The organism is Tigheibacillus halophilus, from assembly GCF_042683165.1.
Lineage (GTDB): Bacteria > Bacillota > Bacilli > Bacillales > Amphibacillaceae > Tigheibacillus > Tigheibacillus halophilus.
Map to the genome: position 1 here is coordinate 144,064 of NZ_JBHUIZ010000018.1, position 20,157 is coordinate 164,220.

The 20,157-nt window shown below is 42.9% G+C and carries 22 protein-coding genes; 13 read left to right on the forward strand and 9 right to left on the reverse strand.

The window, feature by feature from the left end; all coding sequences use genetic code 11:
• Window positions 1-58 precede the first annotated feature (58 nt).
• Genes ACFSMW_RS19670 through ACFSMW_RS19685 form a run of 4 tightly spaced genes read right to left on the reverse strand, consistent with a single transcriptional unit; the run spans window position 59 to window position 3,550 of the window.
• Complete coding sequence (locus tag ACFSMW_RS19670) at window positions 59-733, reverse strand: ABC transporter permease (protein ID WP_390358014.1); 675 nt, start codon at window positions 731-733, stop codon at window positions 59-61.
• A gap of 24 nt (window positions 734-757) precedes the next feature.
• Complete coding sequence (locus ACFSMW_RS19675) at window positions 758-1,681, reverse strand: osmoprotectant ABC transporter substrate-binding protein (RefSeq protein WP_390358015.1); 924 nt, start codon at window positions 1,679-1,681, stop codon at window positions 758-760.
• A 23-nt stretch (window positions 1,682-1,704) separates the two neighbouring features.
• Entirely contained in the window at window positions 1,705-2,358 is a 654-nt protein-coding gene (locus ACFSMW_RS19680) for an ABC transporter permease (protein ID WP_390358016.1), read from the reverse strand.
• A gap of 46 nt (window positions 2,359-2,404) precedes the next feature.
• A complete protein-coding gene (locus ACFSMW_RS19685) occupies window positions 2,405-3,550 on the reverse strand; it encodes a betaine/proline/choline family ABC transporter ATP-binding protein (RefSeq protein ID WP_390358017.1) in 1,146 nt (381 codons plus the stop codon).
• Window positions 3,551-3,899: 349 nt separating this feature from the next.
• On the opposite strand from ACFSMW_RS19685, the gene ACFSMW_RS19690 reads away from it, so the two are divergent.
• The 6 genes from ACFSMW_RS19690 (at window position 3,900) to ACFSMW_RS19715 (ending at window position 8,622) form a co-directional block, all read left to right on the forward strand.
• Entirely contained in the window at window positions 3,900-4,457 is a 558-nt protein-coding gene (locus tag ACFSMW_RS19690) for a GbsR/MarR family transcriptional regulator (protein WP_390358018.1), read from the forward strand.
• The gene (locus tag ACFSMW_RS19695; protein ID WP_390358019.1) at window positions 4,447-5,331 is read left to right on the forward strand and encodes a beta-keto acid cleavage family enzyme; all 885 of its coding nucleotides are present in this window, start codon (window positions 4,447-4,449) and stop codon (window positions 5,329-5,331) included. The genes ACFSMW_RS19690 and ACFSMW_RS19695 overlap by 11 nt, the downstream gene beginning before the upstream one ends.
• A 155-nt stretch (window positions 5,332-5,486) precedes the next feature.
• Complete coding sequence (locus ACFSMW_RS19700; RefSeq protein WP_390358020.1) at window positions 5,487-6,455, forward strand: 3-hydroxyacyl-CoA dehydrogenase NAD-binding domain-containing protein; 969 nt, start codon at window positions 5,487-5,489, stop codon at window positions 6,453-6,455.
• Between the two features lie 21 nt (window positions 6,456-6,476).
• The gene (locus ACFSMW_RS19705) at window positions 6,477-6,947 is read left to right on the forward strand and encodes a thioesterase family protein (RefSeq protein ID WP_390358021.1); all 471 of its coding nucleotides are present in this window, start codon (window positions 6,477-6,479) and stop codon (window positions 6,945-6,947) included.
• A gap of 183 nt (window positions 6,948-7,130) precedes the next feature.
• On the forward strand, window positions 7,131-7,502 hold the full coding sequence (locus tag ACFSMW_RS19710; RefSeq protein WP_390358022.1) for a hypothetical protein: 372 nt from the start codon (window positions 7,131-7,133) through the stop codon (window positions 7,500-7,502).
• A 13-nt stretch (window positions 7,503-7,515) separates the two neighbouring features.
• A complete protein-coding gene (locus tag ACFSMW_RS19715; protein ID WP_390358023.1) occupies window positions 7,516-8,622 on the forward strand; it encodes a D-TA family PLP-dependent enzyme in 1,107 nt (368 codons plus the stop codon).
• 70 nt (window positions 8,623-8,692) lie between these two features.
• Here the strand turns inward: ACFSMW_RS19715 and ACFSMW_RS19720 are convergent, their stop codons facing one another.
• Window positions 8,693-8,941 carry a hypothetical protein gene (locus tag ACFSMW_RS19720; protein ID WP_390358024.1) on the reverse strand — a complete coding sequence of 83 codons (249 nt, stop codon included), beginning with the start codon at window positions 8,939-8,941 and terminating at the stop codon, window positions 8,693-8,695.
• 288 nt (window positions 8,942-9,229) lie between these two features.
• Here ACFSMW_RS19720 and ACFSMW_RS19725 point away from each other — a divergent pair, with 288 nt between their 5' ends.
• The 5 genes from ACFSMW_RS19725 to ACFSMW_RS19745 all read left to right on the forward strand — a co-directional run bounded on the left by ACFSMW_RS19725 (window position 9,230) and on the right by ACFSMW_RS19745 (window position 14,136).
• Window positions 9,230-10,879, forward strand: a complete 1,650-nt coding sequence (locus tag ACFSMW_RS19725; protein WP_390358025.1) for an amidohydrolase — start codon at window positions 9,230-9,232, stop codon at window positions 10,877-10,879.
• 262 nt (window positions 10,880-11,141) lie between these two features.
• The gene (locus ACFSMW_RS19730) at window positions 11,142-11,561 is read left to right on the forward strand and encodes a zinc-ribbon domain-containing protein (RefSeq protein ID WP_390358026.1); all 420 of its coding nucleotides are present in this window, start codon (window positions 11,142-11,144) and stop codon (window positions 11,559-11,561) included.
• A 168-nt stretch (window positions 11,562-11,729) separates the two neighbouring features.
• Window positions 11,730-12,686, forward strand: coding sequence for a WD40/YVTN/BNR-like repeat-containing protein (locus ACFSMW_RS19735; RefSeq protein ID WP_390358027.1), 957 nt, complete (start codon window positions 11,730-11,732; stop codon window positions 12,684-12,686).
• Window positions 12,676-13,515 carry a hypothetical protein gene (locus ACFSMW_RS19740; RefSeq protein ID WP_390358028.1) on the forward strand — a complete coding sequence of 280 codons (840 nt, stop codon included), beginning with the start codon at window positions 12,676-12,678 and terminating at the stop codon, window positions 13,513-13,515. The genes ACFSMW_RS19735 and ACFSMW_RS19740 overlap by 11 nt, the downstream gene beginning before the upstream one ends.
• Before the next feature lie 132 nt (window positions 13,516-13,647).
• Complete coding sequence (locus ACFSMW_RS19745; RefSeq protein ID WP_390358029.1) at window positions 13,648-14,136, forward strand: DinB family protein; 489 nt, start codon at window positions 13,648-13,650, stop codon at window positions 14,134-14,136.
• 134 nt (window positions 14,137-14,270) lie between these two features.
• Here the strand turns inward: ACFSMW_RS19745 and ACFSMW_RS19750 are convergent, their stop codons facing one another.
• Window positions 14,271-14,885 carry a YjgB family protein gene (locus ACFSMW_RS19750; RefSeq protein WP_390358030.1) on the reverse strand — a complete coding sequence of 205 codons (615 nt, stop codon included), beginning with the start codon at window positions 14,883-14,885 and terminating at the stop codon, window positions 14,271-14,273.
• A 259-nt stretch (window positions 14,886-15,144) separates the two neighbouring features.
• Here ACFSMW_RS19750 and ACFSMW_RS19755 point away from each other — a divergent pair, with 259 nt between their 5' ends.
• Together ACFSMW_RS19755 and ACFSMW_RS19760 are read left to right on the forward strand one after the other, a co-directional pair.
• A complete protein-coding gene (locus ACFSMW_RS19755; RefSeq protein WP_390358031.1) occupies window positions 15,145-15,813 on the forward strand; it encodes a reverse transcriptase-like protein in 669 nt (222 codons plus the stop codon).
• 88 nt (window positions 15,814-15,901) lie between these two features.
• The gene (locus ACFSMW_RS19760; RefSeq protein WP_390358032.1) at window positions 15,902-16,684 is read left to right on the forward strand and encodes an MBL fold metallo-hydrolase; all 783 of its coding nucleotides are present in this window, start codon (window positions 15,902-15,904) and stop codon (window positions 16,682-16,684) included.
• A gap of 204 nt (window positions 16,685-16,888) precedes the next feature.
• Here the strand turns inward: ACFSMW_RS19760 and ACFSMW_RS19765 are convergent, their stop codons facing one another.
• The 3 genes from ACFSMW_RS19765 to ACFSMW_RS19775 form a co-directional block, all read right to left on the reverse strand.
• Window positions 16,889-17,530 carry an endonuclease III domain-containing protein gene (locus ACFSMW_RS19765; protein ID WP_390358033.1) on the reverse strand — a complete coding sequence of 214 codons (642 nt, stop codon included), beginning with the start codon at window positions 17,528-17,530 and terminating at the stop codon, window positions 16,889-16,891.
• Window positions 17,531-17,552: 22 nt separating this feature from the next.
• A complete protein-coding gene (locus ACFSMW_RS19770) occupies window positions 17,553-18,563 on the reverse strand; it encodes a hypothetical protein (protein ID WP_390358034.1) in 1,011 nt (336 codons plus the stop codon).
• Window positions 18,564-18,698: 135 nt separating this feature from the next.
• A complete protein-coding gene (locus tag ACFSMW_RS19775) occupies window positions 18,699-20,090 on the reverse strand; it encodes an NAD-dependent succinate-semialdehyde dehydrogenase (protein ID WP_390358035.1) in 1,392 nt (463 codons plus the stop codon).
• Between the last annotated feature and the right edge of the window lie 67 nt (window positions 20,091-20,157).

Here is a 20,157-nt window from a genome sequence, read left to right on the forward strand (position 1 = left end):
GCTCTCCCTTAAATAAAGCAGGACTTTGCAAATAATTCAAAGTCCTGCTGCTAACGAATCAAGCCGCTTGTGCTTGGGATTTTTTCTTCTTGGATTTACCGGGCATCAGTCGTTTTTCCAGCCAGCCCATCACGAGATCGGCGGCAACAGCCATGACGGCGGTAGGGATGGCACCAGCCAAAATGATAGCTGTTCCATCAGCAACATTTGTACCGCGAATGATGATCGACCCCAGTCCACCTCCGCCGATAAAGGCGCCAATGGTGGCAATACTGATGGCGATAACCAATGCGGTGCGCAAACCGGCCATGATGACGGAAAGGGCAAGCGGCAATTCGACCATGCGAAGCAATTGGAATTTTGTCATGCCCATGCCGCGCCCAGACTCGAGCAATGCTTTATCGACTCCTTTGATGCCGGTATAGGTGTTACGTACGATCGGCAATAAAGAATAAAGGAATAGAGAAGCAACAACTGTATTTGCACCGAGTCCAAGTACAAGCATCAATACGGCGAGCATTGCCAAAGCAGGTATGGTTTGAATGACATTAGTTATCGAAATGACCCATTTGCTTAAGCGCGCATATCGGGCTATCAGGATGCCGACAGGAATGGCAACAATTGCTGCAAATATCACGCCGTAGGCTGACATGAGAAAATGCCTGTAAAATTCTTCCCAAACGTAGGGATAGTTCTGTGCGTAGTAATTCCATAACTGGTTCAATGTGTGCACTTGCATCACCACTTTCTGTTACTGTTACTTTCCTTCAAAGTAATTATTTTTTTTCAAGAATTCTTTAGCAACAACAGCAGGTTCTTTCATTTTTACATCTGCTTCATAATTCATTTGCCGCATTTTATCGTTGCTGATTGTTCCGGCAAGTTTTTGCAAGATGCTTTTAACCTCAGGGAACTTTTTCAATACGTCATTGCTTGCGACCGGGGAAGCATCATAAGGTGGGAAGAAATGCTTGTCATCCTCCAAAGTAACCAGATCAAACGATTTGATCCTGCCATCCGTGGTATAAGCAAGCACGACATCCATATTTCCGCTTTTCACTGCTTTATATACAAGGCCGATCTGCATTGGGTATGCTTTGCCGAACTCGAATCCGTATTTTTTAGTAAATGCTTTATAACCATCGCCTTCCCGATTTAACCAGGCATTGTCCACACCTAAACGAAGATCAGGAGCAAGCGACTTGACATCGGATACCTTATGCAGATTCTCTTTTTTTGCCAGGTCCTTCGTTACTGTGAATGCATAAGAGTTTGCAAAACCATATGGATCGAACCATGTTTCATCAAAACGTTTTTGAAATTCACGTTGTACAATTGACAAAGCCTTCTTTGGGTCTGTTACCGGATCCATTTGCAAAGTGCCAGGCAGGTCTGTACCCGTGTACCTGGTGGAAGTAATGTCCACTTCACCTTGTGTCAACGCTTGGTGCTGCACGATGGAAGACCCCATATTGCCGACAATTTCTGCCTTGTAGTCAGTATCATGTTCGATCATTTGTTTGATGATATAAGCCACCGTGGTCGACTCTGAAGTGCCGAGGGCACCGATTTTAATCGTATTTTCTGATGAGCCGCCAAGCCCCGGAAGGGAACATCCGCTTAATACAAGCAACATCGCGGCCAGTATTCCCAGTATGGTTTTTCCTTTAAATTTAAACATATCTCGCGCGATCCTCCTTCAAATTAAGCTGTTTCTGCAGAAGTTCTAATTCCTTTTGGTGTCAATTTAGTTTCCAAGCGTCCCAGCAAATAATCTGTGATCAATGCCAGAACGGTTGTAGGAATCGCGCCAGCAAGAATGAACTCGGGTTTGAACAGGTTCAAGCCATCGAAAATGAAATCACCCAAACCGCCAGCTCCGATATATGCAGCAAGTGTCGCCCAGCCAATCAAGTAAACAGTGGACAGGCGTACACCAGCCATGATGATGGGTATAGCCATGGGAAGTTCGACCATCCGGATTCTTTCCCAGCCAGTCATCCCCATACCGCGTCCCGCTTCAAGCAAACTTTTATTGAGCGATTGGACACCAGTATATGTGTTGCGCAAAATAGGCAAAAGCGAATAAAGAAACAGTGCCACAATGGCGGGTACTTTTCCGATACCAAGTATTGGAATGAAAAATGCCAGCACAGCCAGTGTCGGAAAGGTTTGAATGACCCCGACCAGCGACATGAATTTATCTGCGATTTTCGGCACCCTTGTCAGCATGAAACCCAGCGGTACAGCGACAATGATACCTAATAAAACAGCTATTAGTGAAATATAAATATGTTCCCACGTTTTAAATAATAATTGACTGCCATATTCCGAAAAAAACGATGTTAATATAACCAATTGATCACTTCCTCAGATGATTATTGAAGCATTGAAAATGAAATGCTTAAACTGGTAAAGATGCAGATGCAGCATCATCTCCCCAGATGGAATCATAAACGATGCTGACAATGCTTGCTCGGGTGATGATACCTAAGAGATGATTGTCTTCATCCACGACTGGAGCGTAGCGCATATCGTTGCGCAGGATTTTGTGAACTGTGTCTCGAAGTAGGACATGTTGTTTCACTTTATAAAATTCTGTCTCCATCACTTGACCGATCGTCACATTCTTACGTTTATTCTTGTCGATCATTTCTAAATCGATGACACCTTTGAGGTGATTGGACGTATCAACGACCAATAAGGAGTCCACACGATGGTTTTTCATCATTTTGATCGCTTGGGACAAGGATTCATTTTCAGTAATTGCGATCGGGTCTGGATTCATGATTTGCTCTACGGTCTGTAAATTTTCTCTTTCACTGATCAAACGGTGCTTGCCAAGGAAAGTTTCAACAAACTCGTTGGCAGGATTGCGCAAAATCTCATCAGGTGTGCCAACTTGCACAATCTCGCCGGCACGCATAATCACGATACGATCTGCCAGCTTGATCGCTTCATCCATATCATGTGTCACAAAGACGATTGTTTTACCAAGGTTTTTCTGCAGATGTTTAAATTCATCCTGCAAGCTGTCTTTCGTAATCGGATCTAGTGCCCCGAACGGCTCGTCCATTAGAATCAATGGCGGATTTGCTGCCAAGGCACGAAGCACGCCGATACGCTGCTGTTGGCCGCCGCTCAATTCATTTGGATAGCGGTCAAGATATTCAGGATCCATGTTGACGAGTTTCAGTAATTCTTGTGCACGTTCATATCGCTTTTTTTCGGGCCATTTCAATAATTTGGGGACTAGCGCTATATTTTCCGCGATGGTCATATGAGGAAATAAGCCGATTTGTTGGATGACATAACCAATGGAACGTCGCAATTCCACAATGTCTTTATTACGGATGTTTTCGCCCTCGATCAGAATTTCTCCATCTGAAATGTCAATCAGGCGATTGACCATTTTCATGGTGGTTGTTTTTCCGCAGCCACTTGGACCGATGAAAACGATGAACTCTCCTTTATTGATTTCCAGATTCAAGTCGTTCACTGCTTTTGTTCCGCCTTCATATTCTTTCGATACATTTTTAAATGTGAGCAAAACAAAGTACCTCCCTCTCTTTTTAACAGAAAACTGCAAGCGTATTCTGCTGCAACCGTGCATCATGGCATTGAATTGAAACCATGATTTTCGTCATTTTTCGCACAAATCACAATAAAACTATGTCATTAATGATACAAGAATGTGAATTTAATATAAAACGGCAAATAGAAGCATATAAACGTGTAAAATATGTAAAATATTTATTTTATGAATTTTAGTGTGGGGTTTTCTTAGAAATCCTGCTTTTTCCTTTCAAATACTATCCAAGTTGTGTTTTTTCATTTTCTATCAGCTATGTTATAGTTGCGACTAGCAAGTAAAAGAATACTTGAAGGAGACTAGCCACATGGACGAATTTCCTCACCAGCTGGAAGAGAGCAAGGAACAGTTCATTGAAAAAATTGCTGATAATATGCACGCTTTCGGCGTGTCAGAAACAATTGGAAAAGTGCTTGGCACGATTTATATGAATAGAGAGCCGATGACATTGGATCAGCTCTCAGAAGCAACAGGGATGTCTAAAATGCGTATGAGCCAAGTCGTGCGGGAAATGATTGCACTGAATATTGCAGAGAAGGTATTCAAAAAAGGTGTCCGTAAAGATTTGATTCAGGTGGAAGATGATTATTATCAGACATTCATCGCGTTATTTACCTCAAATTGGAGAAAAGCAGTCAGCAAAAGCCGATCGTTTGAACGTAAATTACGGAATGAGCTGCACGAAATGGAATCAGATAGTGTGCAACACGATGCGGCGATAAAAGAAAAACAAAATATGATCAAAGAGACAGAGCTGTGGTCTGATTATTACAATTGGATCAGCCGTTTGATCGATTTTTTCGAATCAGGTGAAATCTTCAAGCATGTACCGAAAAAGGAAGGGAGAAATGACGATGACAAATAAAGTGATCATTACAAGTGCAGTGACCGGTGCGGGGGACACAACAAGAAAAAGCAAACACGTGCCTGTGACACCAAAAGAAATTGCGGAGTCTGCTATTGAATCCGCTAAAGCCGGCGCAGCTGTCGCCCATATTCATGTGCGCGACCCGCAAACAGGCGAAGTTAGCTTCAACCCGGCTTTATACCGTGAAGTAGTAGAAAGAATTCGCGAATCTGACACGGATGTCATCATCAATTTGACGGCTGGCGGTGGCGGCGATTGGATTCCGAGTGAGGAGAATCCTGCCAATGGCGGTCCAGGCACATGGATGCAAACACCGGAAGAACGGCACCAGCCGATCGGTGAACTCCTTCCTGAGATCTGCACTTTGGATGCAGGCAGCATCAATTTTGGAGAAATGGTATACATCAACCCGGAAAGCTGGATGAGAAAACAGGCAAAAATGATTCAGGAAAGTGGAGTCAAAGCGGAAATTGAATGTTTCGATACGGGTTATATCCGCATGGCTAATCAGCTAGTCGCTGATGGTCTGATTGACGGAGACCCATTGTTTCAGTTATGCCTTGGTATTCCATGGGGTGCTGCCGCAGATGCAGAAACAATCATATATATGCGAGATCGTCTTCCGGAGAATGCGACCTGGTCCGCATTCGGAATTGGACGTATGCAGCTTCCAATCGCGGCACAATCGGTTTTACTAGGCGGTAATGTGCGGGTAGGACTCGAGGATAACCTTTATTTAAAGAAAGGCGTGCTGGCAACTAATGCACAGCTTGTAGATAAAGCCGTGTCCACGATCCGTGAATTGCAGGCAGAACCGATGACACCGCAGGAAGCTCGGGAGAAGCTTGGCTTGAAAAAGTTCCAAAAGTAAATTAGTGCTGCGGAAAATAATCTGGCCTCGGTAAAGAAATTCTCTTTTAGGAGAAAAATTCCGCTGGATTGTCCCTCTTTTGTTGGGGGCTGGTCTTTGACTGGATTAGAATTGTTAAATGGCGACAAATGTCCGTAAAGAAGGAGACTTACATCATGCGAAACAATGCAGAATCAATTAAAAACATCACCGTAGTAGGAACAGGTGTAATCGGCCAAGGGTGGATTGCCCGTTTTCTATCACAGGGCTATCAAGTGACTGCGTTTGATCCAGCCCCGGGTGCAGAAGAAAAAGTCCATGCTGCCTTGAAAAAAGTATGGCCGGTTTTGGAGAAAAAAGGACTTGGAGAAGGTGCCAGTCTAGATAATCTGGTTTTTGAAAAAGATATTGCAAAAGCTGTGGCTGACGCTGATTTTATTCAGGAGAACGCTCCAGAAAGGGAAGATGTTAAGCGCAAGCTGCTTGCAGAAATTGACGGATTATCCAGACAGGACGCGATTATTTCTTCCAGTACATCTGGAATCATGCCATCAACCTTGCAGAAAGACTGTGCACATCCGGAAAGAGTCATTGTTTCTCATCCATTCAACCCGGTTTATTTAATTCCGCTTGTGGAAGTGGTCGGCGGTGAAAAGACAGACCAGGCTGTTGTGGAGCGGGCGAGAGACTTGTTTGAAGCGGCTCAAATGAAACCATTGATCGTTCGCCATGAAATTGACGGGCATATTGGGGACCGGCTGATGGAAGCGATATGGCGTGAAGCATTGCATATTGTCAATGACGGCATTGCCACCACAGGAGAGGTTGACGCTTCTATCGTATATGGTCCGGGATTGCGCTGGGCTTTAATGGGACCGTTTTTGACATTGCACTTGGCTGGTGGAGAACAGGGCATGCGGCATATGCTGGAACAGTTCGGACCTGCTTTGAAATTACCTTGGACAAAACTGGTCGCACCAGAATTGACAAAGGATTTATCTGATAAAGTGATCACTGGCTGTGAGGAGCAAACGGAAGGGCAGGACATTGCTGCACTTGAACAGCGCCGTGATGAATTTTTGATCAAACTGACAGACTTGCTGGAAGAATACTGGCCCGCAGCCAATTTGAACGGCAGATTATAAACATTGGCGGAGGTGTATACGGTGGACAACACAATTTTAACATGTGATGTAAAACAGGAATGGGTCGACTATAACGGGCACATGAACGACGCGGAATATGCCAGAGTATTCAGCCTGACTGTCGACCAGCTGATGCAGGATATTGGTATTGATGCCGATTTTAGAGAAAAGCAGCGCTACACCATTTTTACATTGGAGACGCATGTCTGCTACCTGGATGAAGCGCATCTGGGAGAAAAATTGCATGTAACACTACAGCTCTTGGACAGCGATGCAAAGCGCATGCACGTATTCTTTACTATGAAGAATGCATCTGGGAAGCGATTGGCGACAAGTGAACAAATGTTGATGGGAATGGATATGGAGGCGGGACGGCCCGCGCCTTTCCCTGACCAAATTGCCCAGTCGGTTGAGGCAATTGCATTAGAACAGAAGGAAATGCCGCAACCAAAAGAAGCTGGAAGAACAATAGGGATTAAGCGTAAAAAATAAAAAAAGTCGGTAATAGATTTTCAAAATGGAGAAGAGCATCGTCTGATCGGGATAGATGCTCTTTTTGCTGTCTTACCAATCTATTGCATTTCTACAGAAATTTCAGCTCTGCAGTCTGGAAGCTTTGGGGAAATGGGACGGTCTGGACATGAAAACGGGTCAATATGATAAAATGAAGCAAACATGAAGCTTTACAAAACTGTTTGCAAAGAAAAGATTGCTAGACGAAGAAAACTGGGAGAGGGGAATGTCGTTTTGCGGTTCTTCTTGGAATTGATACGCGTCATATTCATTATGCTGATCTGCGGTGTGGTTTTGGGGGCACTAGTAAATAGTGTATACAAAGCTTTTGATATCCAAGTGGGAGAAGCAAGCGGCGGATGGTTTCCTGGCATCGCTATCTTGCTTTTGTTGTTCGTATGGTACCGCCAGCGGCTGCAGTTCACAGGATTTTACAAAAGCAAAGCGAATCAAAAACTTTCAAAAACAGCTGCGAGGGTATTGATCTTTATTTCTATCATTTTATTCATACTGCCAGCGCTGATCAACGTATAAGGGAGAGGTTGTATTGAAAATAGCAGAATTGGATACACCGGCATTGTTAATAGACAAAAAAATCATGGTGGAAAATGTGAAGTCGATTCAGCAATATGCGAATCAGCAAGGGATTGGATTGCGGCCGCATACCAAAACACATAAGATGCCAGCATTGGCCAAAATGCAGGAACAATTAGGAGCGAAGGGGATAACTGTAGCTAAAACGGGTGAAGCGGAAGTCATGGCGGAATATGGTTTACGTGATATTTTCATCGCTAATGAAGTCGTAGGAGAAGCGAAATTAAAACGGATTCGGAAATTGGCTGAGACCATCCAAATTTCTTTTGGCATTGACCATCCTGACCAGGTCAAACAAATTGAACTAGTTTTTGCAGGGGCTGAAAAACCCGCCCAGGTCCTGATAGAAATCGAGGTTGGTGAAAAAAGGTCCGGCATTATTGAAGAAGATGATTTTCGTAAGTTGCTTGAAACTGTAGCTGCTAGTGAAAATATTGCATTTAAGGGGATTTTTTCTCATGATGGGCATACCTATAAGGCCGGGAATACAGCGGCATGTAAGCAATTGTATTTAGACGCAACAGAGCGGACTTTGCATTTTGCAGGTATCGCAGAAGAGATGGGGGCCAAGCCGGAAGTGGTAAGTATCGGTTCCACACCGCCGGTCATGCTGCAATTCGATATCCCTAAGGGTGTGACTGAAATAAGACCAGGCACATATATTTTCATGGACGCATCACAAGCAAATGTTATTGGGACGTTTGATCGCTGTGCGGCTTCTGTTCTGGCGACAGTCATCAGCAAACCAACCCGGGAGCGGGTGATCTTGGATGTTGGTGCGAAAGGTATCACTGCTCAGACACGCAACGAAGGAATAACAAAAACAAATGGATTGGGGAGGGTCAAGGGATCTGACAATGTCTTCATTGATGGCGTTTTTGATGAGCATGCGATCATTTATGATGAAAGTTTCAGCAAACAGATAAACATAGGTGACAAAGTGGAGATTATCCCAAATCATATCTGTCCGGTAACTAATCTTCATGAAAAAGCCTATGTTGTTTCAGACAGTGAGATTGCAGAAGTGCTGCCGGTCGCATGTCGTGGAAAGTTACAGTAAAGTCCGAAGTTTGCCGATTAATGATAGTGAACTCCAATTGTTGTGTTGGGGCTGGCTAGGCTTACTCAAATTAGCCCAATGCCAATATCATATAAAGAATGGTGATTGGCAACCAGAGAGAAAAAAACAATGAGAGCCCAGCGAGGGCTTTCTTTTCATTTTTCTTGAACAATCCGATAACGGATAACACCACTGCTATTACGTTCAGGCCGAGTAAAATATTTACAAAACCACCGGTTTGCACGTATGGCAGAAAAAACAAAAAAGTACTGAGTCCAAACAGGACAGCCAAATAACTGATCATACTATATTTTTTCATGGACTCTCCCCCTTGGCAAGGATCATACCACAATAAGGAAAAATCTGTAAATGCATGTAGCCTTTCATTAAGAGAGAAGGGCATAACTGCTGCGTAAAGGTACTATAGCAAATTGATCACATATCAGAAGTGTTTTAACATTTATTTCCAAAAAAGAAGTTTAAATAAAAATTCTAGCGGGAATATCATTTGAGTTAAAGAGGTACGAAATATGAATCGGGTTTTCCCGGTCGTTCTTACATATTGAAACCCGATGGGGAGAGCACGATTCTTACGGGAGGTTCTCAAATGAAAAATGCTGATTTATTAATTATGAATGCGAATGTACTGACGCTTGATGAAGACAATACACGCGCTGGATCCGTCGCTGTGAAAGATGGGAGGATTATCGGGGTATGGCCAGAGTGCGAGCCTGAGGTGAATCAAGTGAGTGCGGAGGAAAAACTTGATTTAAAGGGAGCGACCTTAATCCCGGGTTTCATAGACACACATAATCATATTCTTGGCTATGCAAGAGTGAAAAATTTTGTGCAGTGCGGGACCCCGCCAAACAATAATATTTCTGATATTTTAGAGGCGCTTCGAAAAAAAGTGAAGGAAACACCGGAAAATAATTGGGTGACAGGATTTGGTTATGACGATACTGCATTGAAGGAAGGAAGGCATATTACAAGGGATGAATTGGATAGCGTTTCGATCACTCATCCGATTTTAATCACGCATATTTCTGGTCACTTGGCTGTCGTCAATTCCAAAGCGCTGGAGCTTGCCGGCATTGATGAGTCAGTCACTGATCATGATGGCGGCCATTTCGGAAGGGATGCAAATGGTCGGTTGAATGGTGTACTTTTTGAGAAGCCAGCCATGGAAAAAATGATGAAGGCTACGCCGGAAATGACGGTTGAAGACAAATTGAAACAGTATGAGGAAGCAATTCAGGATTATTTGGCCCAAGGGATCACGACAAACACTGATGCAGCTGTCGGAATGTTGGGTGACCCTAATGCTGAGCTGACACTTCACGCGGAGGCAGCAGCGAAAGGAATCAACCCGATGCGTACAAGGCTGATCATGATGCATCATCTTTTGCGAAAGGACAGTGTATTTGGCGATTACACTGCCAAGCAGATTGATGAAAAATTGCAGCAAATGTCTGAAGGAAAAGTCAGGCTGGATGGTGCAAAAATGTTTCAGGACGGTTCGATTCAAGGCTATACTGGAGCATTAAGGAAACCATATTATACAGATAAGGAGAAAAAAGGCGAGCTGTTCCATGAACAGAATAATTTAAACGAGGAGATGCTTGATTTACATCGTCGCGGTTTTCGTATCGTAACACATGGGAACGGTGATCGTGCTATCGGTTCGATTTTGGATGCTTATGAATATGTACTAGAAAAGGAACCACAAAAAAATCACCAGCACCGAATTGAACATGTGCAGACAGCCACACCTGAAGATATTCAAAAAATGGAGGACCTTGATGTTGCTGGATCGTTTTTTATCAATCATGTGTACTATTGGGGAGATCGGCATAAGAATATCTTTCTTGGTCCTGAACGTGCAAGAAGGATCAGTCCGCTAGCGGAAGCAGTGGATCACAATCTGTTATTCACGTTGCATTCTGACTGCCCGGTAACACCTATTTCGCCATTGTTTTCAGTGTGGGCAGCGGTAAACCGCCAGACAAGTTCAGGAGAGGAGCTTGGCCCCGAACAAAAAATAGATGTCATTACAGCACTGAAGTCGATGACCATTTACGGTGCCCAATTAAATTTTGATGAAGACAATAGTGGCAGTATTGAGGTAGATAAGCGTGCGGACTTTGCAGTACTGGAGGCAGACCCTACAACGATTGATCCGAAAAGAATTAAAGATATAGCTGTAAAAACAACCATCATAGATGGAAAAGTTGTTTATCAAAAAGAGGATACATGATAATTGGTTAATTGAAATATGATTGTCGGGCAGGGAAGTAATTCTTCTCTGCCCGTTTTTTATAGCTAAGTCAGGAAAGGCCGAATTTTTTTAGAATAGCATTTTTTCGCTTTTACTCGTCAAAGTGGCTATTGCAGGTCTTCACCGTTTGAAACCGGTTAGGTCACCCTTTCCAAATGTCACCTTCCTTATAAAAATCATTTCAATAAAACATGGGACATACACTATAAATAATATAAAAGTATCGATGGGAGGTTCATTTATGAAGTGCTATCAGTGCGGACATAAGATGTCAGATAGTGCAAGGTTTTGCGAAAAATGCGGTGCGGATATTTATCAAGCACATGTCACAAATGATTCAAAACAACATGAAGTTCATAAAGTAGTTGCGATGTTAGCCTATGTAGGTATTCTGTTTTTTCTTCCGCTTGTGGTTAATCCAAAATCCGAAACCGGTGCTTTTCATGCAAACCAGGGTCTTGTATTGCTTATTTTTTCACTTGCGGGTCAAGTCGTTTTCAAGTTCATGGAAATATTTCTTTGGTTTTTATGGCCGCTGACAACGCTCCTGCAAGGTATGTATGGCCTTGTCATGCTGCTGCTGATGATGATTGGTATGATGCATGCTTATAGGGGAGAGAAAAAACAATTACCGATAATTGGCGGTATACGTATGTTGTGATGAGATAGTAGTTGTTCTGTTGAAAGGCCTATTCTGCTTTTGGTGATAGGCATTTTACAACAAATGTGCAAGAAAACTTTTCCACCACATCATGAATCACTCCCCCCCGATAAATTGAAATGGATTTGTAGTAGAATGGAAGTATGTCTATTTTATAAGGGGAAGCAGATGAAAAATATTATCATCACTACAGCCGCTGCCATGTTGGTGACACTTGTCATAGCGACTGTCTGCTATGAAAATGCCAATGATGGTATAGAGGCTCTGAACCAGAAAGAGACGGCGCAGAAGCAGGCATTGAAGGAGTCAGAGCAGCGAATGAAAGAGCAGGAAAAACGCCTGCAGCCTATTCATCCGAATGAAAATAACAAAAAAATCGGTTATTCCCTGCAGAATGATAAACTGCAAATCACATTTGACAAAGGGAAGAAGTGGGGAGCAGCACCGATTGAAAGAGAGGATTTATTTGCTGGTGAATATAATGGAGACAAGCAAGAACTGATTCCCCAAAGTTTTGTCCTGACTGAAAAGCTTGCTGCTTTTTTATATGGTACAGGTGAAAACGGAGCGGTTCAGCAAATCATGCTTACCCTTTCCACTGATAAAGGGAAAACATGGCATGATTCGGTTATTACGGAAAAAATTCAGGGAGTCCGTTTTAGAAAAGTAGCATTTTTAGACGAAAAGTTTGGCTATGTAATCATTTCTGGTGATCGAACGATGTCCCAGGAATATTCTACCGCTTTTGTCACACAAGATGGTGGAAAAAATTGGAAACACATAAACAATCCAAATGTAACAAGGCTTATTTCAGACGGCGGGTTTATTGATGAGAAAACCGGGTTCATGTCATATGGGACAATCAATCCAGAAGCCCCTGATCTGTATGTGACTCAGGATGGCGGGGAGACCTGGCAGCCATCGAAAGTGGAGATTCCGGAGAAGTATGATAAGATCTTCGTGACTGCCGAAGTACCGGTTAAAAAGGAAAAATATTTGGCAATGGATGTAAACCAAGGGCCGAATGGAGATTATTTGGGAGGCGAAGTGAAAGGCAGATTCATTTCTGCAGACAATGGGAAAACGTGGCAGTTCGAGAAAGAGGTGCAGCCTGATGAAATATGATTTCCGGAAAATCGCAGGTTGGTTTTTGTTCATTCTCGCTGTTGGGTTCTTTGGTTTGCAGATGGGCTATCTGTTTGCACATGCAAGATATCATGCGGAGTATGTAGATAATCGATTATTTTACGTCATTAACATGCTGTGTATCATTTGTGCTGGTGCAGCGATTCTATTGCTGGTAAAATCAAGCAGAAAGTGGAAGTTCGTCGGTGCTGTTATGGTGATTTTGTTTGTTGCGGTTCAAAGTGTGCTGCTTACAGAAAGTGACAAACAAATTAAAAACATTAGCAGCATTTCGCCGGATTTTCAGCATGTGCTCTCCATGAAAGAAAAAAATGGAGAAACAGTTTATTTCCGGACATACTATAAAATCCTTGCTTTGCCGAAGGAAAAACTGCCGGACGAAACGACAGGAAAATTTAAAGTGCAATGGCTAGCCAATGATGTGGCTGCCATCACTTATCAAACCATTGATGATAAAGTGCAGCAGTTTATCGGCACATATGGCGACCGTGGTGAAGGGGTATCATATTACTATGTCGGTGCAGAAATTCATGGACAATGGAAAGGGAAAGATGCTGCAGTTTTAAGTGATGAAGAAGGTATCACTGTATCATGGCACGGTCAAACAGAATTGTTCAAATGGGAACAGGTTCAACAATACGGGACCCTTGCTGTGGTCCTCCATCGCAATCATGAAGCAGCTTGGACTATTGCCCTAAACGATAATTTTGAAATCCATTCCAACGCAGCTAAAACACCTGCAGGCGAGATCACCCTGTATCCAGCGGATATTGACGGGGGACAGGCCCCTGTTATGCTAAAGCAGTGAAGTGTTAAAGCGATTTGTTAACTGGTGTGAATGGTTTGAATAACGGGAATACAAAATTATATATAGAAAATATTAACACAGTGATTACCGTGCAGGCTTTAAAAATATAATTATCAAATTGGAGTGGTATATATGGAAAATAAAAACGATCAAATTCGTGAAGAGGTATTACAAGCAGTGGAAGGATTAACTGATGAGCAGTTGAACGAAGAACTGGAGAAAGGCAGATGGACAATCATGCAAGTGCTTGACCATCTGTATTTGATGGAGCGTGTCGTAACCTCTTCCATCACAGAGCAGCTTGCAGAAGGAGAACACAGAAGAGTCTCAGACAAACCGATCCAATTGACAGTGGACCGTTCCACAAAGGTTGAAGCCCCTTCTTTTGTGGAGCCCTCCAAAGCATTTATCACATTAGCTGACATGAAGGAGAAACTTGCACAATCCAGACAGGCATTGCATCAGATTGCAGATGAAGCGGATGATAATATGTTAGAGCATAGAGCCTATCCGCACCCTGCGTTTGGAGAATTAAGTCTGAAGCAATGGATTCCTTTTATCGGTTATCATGAGAAAAGACATTTGGAACAAATTGAAGAATTGAAAAAGCATCTCCAGTAAATGGCAGGAGCAGGGATCCTATTCCGGGATTCCTGCTCCTGTTCAATTATTTGTCCACTGTATTATGAGACGAGAACCTACCTAATCAATCTGTTCTGTATGGAAAGTCATCATCTGGTGTGCTAAATAAAATGCTATTTTGCTGCTTTTAAATTTACATGATTAACCGTTTGTTTATGGCCCTTGATAATCGGGTTATCACCGATTACAAAATGGAGCTCATAATCATCTGTTTTATAAACATAATCCAACTCATTTGTATCGGGAACATCGAGAATCTTATCGGGGCTGCCAATCTGTTCACTTAATACAGCAGGCGTGATACCCCCTAAATTTGTTTGTCTTTCAACGTTTGTACCAAAGTTTCGGATTTCATTAACTTTATCGTTTTTGTCATAGGAAATGGCGTAACTTGGATTTCCCATGGAGCCGTGATAACGATCGAAGGGATTATCCTTGGTAGCTGGTTCCTCTGGTTCACCTAGCTTTTGATGAACGTCTTCTTTTGTGCTTTTATGGACTGTAAGCCCGTGAACTTCTCTGGGCATTTGCCCGATATAAGCTTGATCGTAAATGTTATTTAAGGTCTTAGCCGCCTCTTGATTGGTGAGTGAGGAATGGATACCTGAGACAGATGATGCATGAACATTGGTTTTGGAATCAGCTGCAGAAACCGATGAAATTCCTGCCCCCGATAACGTAAGGCCAAATGCAGTTGCACCGACTAACAAACCTTTTTTGACATTCATTCTATCTCTCCTCCCAAAAAAAATTCTTGCCTAGTGTTCTTGTTCCTTAAAATAAACTATCTAAAACATCCAACTCCCTCCTTCTTAATCGGTGATTAAAGTGCCAAACTGGAACAGGAAGTTTATAAAATTGCAGATTAAAAGAACTTAACCACATGTTTTCGCTCAAGATCTTTGAACAATAGCACATTAGGACTTGGCGCGCTTTTGGCACAATAGGGTATACTTATCACAACAACACTTTTTTGGAGGGAAGAGAATGCCTATCCACATAAAATTGATCTATCAAACACCCCAAGGAGCGAAGACAGAATTTTATTCCGATCCTATGGATATGAAGGATGCCATTCAAATTGCCGAAGACCTGGAAAAGACAGGAAGGAAGCTTGCGTTTACATTTCTGGATGACTATGATCATAGTTGGACATTAAAAGAATTGAAAAAATACACGGAAGAAATTCAATCGGAACCCCATAACATCATTGTTTATTTCGATGGTGGATTCCATAAAGAAAAAAAAGCTGCAGGTCTGGGCTGTGTGATTTATTTTGACAAAAGTGGGAAATCTTACCGGTTACGCAAAAATATATTTGCTGAAGGATTGGAATCGAATAATGAAGCGGAATATGCAGCACTTGATTTAGGGTTGAAAGAGTTAGAAAACCTGGAAGTGCACCATTTACCGGTGACGTTTATCGGGGATGCTATGGTCGTCATCAACCAGATGAATGATGAATGGCCATGCTATGATGATGATTTGGAAAAGTGGATAGACCGCATCGAAAACCGAATCGGTAAAATGGGGTTGACGGCATCATACAAGCTTGTTTCAAGAAAGGACAATCAGGAGGCAGATAAACTGGCGACACAGGCTTTAAACAAGGTGGAAATTGAGGCCACGAGTGAGGTAGCGGAAACAGACAGGTAGCGACGGCGGTTTCCGGTTAATGTAACCGGCGAATAGGAATGGACTACGTCAATTCTTGATTTCAGTTGCTTCATGAAGGAGGATGAGTATGCTCAAAGATCCATGGTTCACAATAGAAAAAATTGATCAGAAGACTTTTGCCATCAGTGAATATGGCCACTGGGAAAAGGTGCACGCTTTTTTGCTGCTGGGAGAAGAAAAAGCTGTATTGATCGATACCGGGCTTGGCATCGATCATATGAAACGGGTTACCGATCAACTGACAGAAAAGCCGATTGATGTCATAACAACCCATGTTCATGCGGACCATATCGGAAGCCACGGGGAATTTGAACGTATATATGTGCATCAAGATGATAAAGATTGGTTGGTTAATGGCATTGGCGGGCTTTCCATCGCGCAAATCCGAAAAGACATAGGCAGGGATATCACCAAACCGACACCAGTGTCATTCGATCCGAAAACATATCAGCCATTTCAGGGAGAGCCAGCTGGGTTGCTGGAAGAAGGGGACGTGATCGATCTGGGAAATCGGGCGTTGACAATTTATCACACGCCAGGGCACTCACCAGGTCATATCAACATTTTTGATCAAACCAATGGCTATTTGTTCACCGGTGATTTGCTTTATGACCAGACGCCGGTTTACGCGCATTATCCGTCCACCAGTCCGGCTGATTTATGCCGATCGTTGGAGAAGATAGCTGAAATACCCAGTGTAACTAAGATATATGGGTCGCATAACACGCTTGGGCTTGACCCAAAAATCCTGATGGAAGCCAAGCAGGCTGTTCAATACCTGCGAAAGAACGATTTGATTCGGTTTGGAACAGGTACACACGAATTTGATGGATTCAGTGTTCATTTTTAGTATTATCTCAGAGTATATGGTTTATCCGTCCAGTTTGGCAGCGCTAGTAACATATAACCGCAGTTTTTGAATCGGAGAGGGTTTGCTTTTTAAATTATTTTTTGGATACATATAAATCTACTATGTGGTGGCGGCTATTGTATCTTTTCCGATATTATCGCTATTGCATTTTATACAATTCACTTTGTCACCTTCGGTTGCGATTCAATACCGCTGTGCGCAAACGTCAATCAAAGGACATTTGCTGCATAGCGGTTTTTTTCTGCAAATACTTTTAGCATGTTCATCCAACAGCGCATGAAACTCATTATACATCTGTACATCGTTTGGCAACTGGCTTTCAACCTGCAGTCGAAAGGCATCGTATGCAGCCGGCATATCATAGCCAAGGCGGTAGAAAATTCTTCTTGCGTATGCATCAACAACGAAAACAGGTTTCTCAAAAGCATAAATCAGCATGACATCTGCTGTTTCCCTTCCGATGCCATGGATCTGCAGTAATTCATTGCGCAGTGCGTCCTTATCTCGTTTTTTTATATTCTCAACAGAAAAATGGCAGATTTCGAACCATTGCATAAACGCTTTGATTCTTTTTGCTTTCATCTTGTAAAATCCGCTTGATCTAATTAGTTCAGCCAGTTCTGCCTCTGGCATTTGAAAAATGATTTCCGGTTCGAGACGGTTACCCAAGTTGTGCAGTGCCTTGGCAGCATTACGCCAATTCGTATTTTGAACAAGTATGGCACCGATCATCATTTCAAACGGTGAATCAGCAGGCCACCAGTTTTGCGGTCCGTAATGGTTATGCAGTTTTTTAAAAATGAGGGAATAATCGTGTTGCATCATGCAGAACCTTCCTGTGTTTGTACTAGTTATGATCGTCCTGTCTGGAGCTGCCAAATTGTTTTTGCTTGTTGCTTTCCAGGAATTTTTCGAAATCAGAGAATGCGCTTCTCGTTTCAGTCTGTTCAGCATCCATCGTATCTGTGGGTTTATTGGATGTTTCGATGTATTTCGGTGAAGAAGAGCCACTTTGTGTTTGTCTGGTTGCATCATTCGTTGCTGTCATTTGGACAGCAAGCGAATTGTTAACTGTTTGCTTGCTTAGATGATGGTCGCCCCTGCCTGCATCTTCCCTTTCATTCACAAGGGGAGTCTGCTCATCGGCGGTGGTCTCAACGGGCTCCATGATTGTAAGCTCCAAACTCTTTCCATGAATAATATTATTTAATATCTTGAAGGATTCTGTGATTTGTCCTACATTCTGTTTGTATGCGGAGCTAAGAGGCCGGACAGGGACGTTGCCATTTCCGGGTATAGACTTGTAGAATGGCAATGTATGGCGAATGTCATTCAGTTGGATTTCCAAAAGCAATGATTTCAGATTTTTGAACTGTATTTTTCCTTCGACACTATCAGCTTCCTTTTCGGAAAAGTCCTTGCTGTTAGCGATTGTTTGATCATTAGCAATGACTTTTACTTTCGAGATTTCATCAAAATTATAAGCAAAAATGTTAAATGGCATATCCATATTTAATCCCGCTTTGCCATCAACAGGCCGCCATATATAGAGCCGCTTTGCAGGGAAATCAAACACCAGTTTGACTGTTAGAGAATCCGGCAAGAACATGACAGTGTTCTGAAAATCATTGGCAGACGGCTGTAGAGAAGCAATACGTTTTTTCATACAGGCATTCAACCTGTTTTGTAATTTAGTGTATCTATCTGTGGCAATGAGTCCGATGATAGCTAACAAAATGAAAGAAAGAAAGGTATATAAAAAAGCTCCTTTCAAAAGAAGGAAAAGTAAAATACCTACACTGCCTAAAAATGACAGCCCGCCAATCAACTCATAATTTCGTAATCTTTCATATGACATGGGCTCACCTTTTCCATTATTATATATATTCACTATACTTGCGAAAGACAGGATAAGCAAGATGAATGATAATTTGAAAAAGGAAAAGATGCCACCCTGAGATGGCATCTGGTTTTATTCATAGAAATTTTAAACTTAGAATCCGCCGATGGACAAATATTTCGTCTCGAGATACGGCTCAATACCTTCTAGCCCGCCTTCACGACCGAGTCCGCTTTCCTTCATACCGCCAAATGGTGCGTGGGCTGCTGAAGGACCGCCGTCATTCCATCCTACAATGCCATAATCCAGATTTTCGGAAAGGAAGGTACCTTTACGATAGTCATTGGTGAAAAAGTAGGCTGCGAGCCCAAATGGTGTATTGTTGGCGATCTCTATCGCTTCTTCCACTTGTTTGTAACTGATAATCGGGGCAATTGGGCCAAATGTTTCCTCATGCATGATCGACATACCTTCATCGACATTCTTCAAAACGGTTGGGTAGACGAAGTAGCTCCCCTTATCATCATTTACCTCGTATTTGTTTCCGACCAGTGCTTCAGCCCCTTTATCCAAGGCGTCTTCCACTTGTTCTACGATTTTATCGTATCCTTTTTTATTGATGATCGGACCGATGTCTGTCCCTTCTTCCAGTCCGTTGCCAACCTTAAGTTTGCTAACTTCGCTTGCAAATTTTTGGGAGAACTCATCTACAATGCTCTCGTGGACAATAAGACGGTTGGCGCAGACACAGGTTTGTCCTGCATTACGGAATTTGGTGGCGATAGCTTGCCGGACGGCGTAATCAATATTCGCATCTTCTGCCACGATGAGCGGGGCATGTCCGCCAAGCTCCATCGTGACATGCTTGACTGTATCAGCACTATTTTTGATTAATGATTTACCGACTGGTGTCGAACCGGTAAAAGTAATTTTTCGTACATACTCACTGTCCGTGAAAATATCACCTGCCACGCTGCCGCGCTGGTTGACACATTGGACTACATCCTCCGGGATACCGGATTCATGAGCTAGTTCGATGAAACGGATGGTTGTCAATGGTGTTTCGACTGCCGGCTTGACAACAAAGGTGCAACCTGCGGCAAGTGCCGGGGCCGCCTTTCTGGTCATCATGGCGGCAGGGAAATTCCAAGGAGTAATTGCTGCGACAAGTCCGACAGGCTGTTTTGTCACGATAATACGTTTCGATTCCGTATTGGCAGGAATTGTACGACCGTAAACCCGCTTTGCTTCTTCAGCATACCAGTCGATATAGCTGGTCGCATAGTCGACTTCCCCGAGCGATTCTTTTAACGGTTTGCCATTTTCACGAGTCATAACTTCAGCGATATCCTGTTTGTTTTCTTGGATTTTTTGAGACCATTTCTTTAGTAAACGGGACCGTTCATGAGCATTAACGCGGGACCATTCTTTAAAAGCTTCGTGGCCGCGTTTCAGCGCCTGCTTAATGTCTTCTTCAGAATCGTATGTGACTTTCTGGATCACGTCACCTGTCGCCGGATCGGTCACGTTGAATGATTGAGCCATGATACATATTCCTCCTTTATTAAATTTGTTTTTATCCTCATACAGTGATGGAACAAAGCCTTAAATT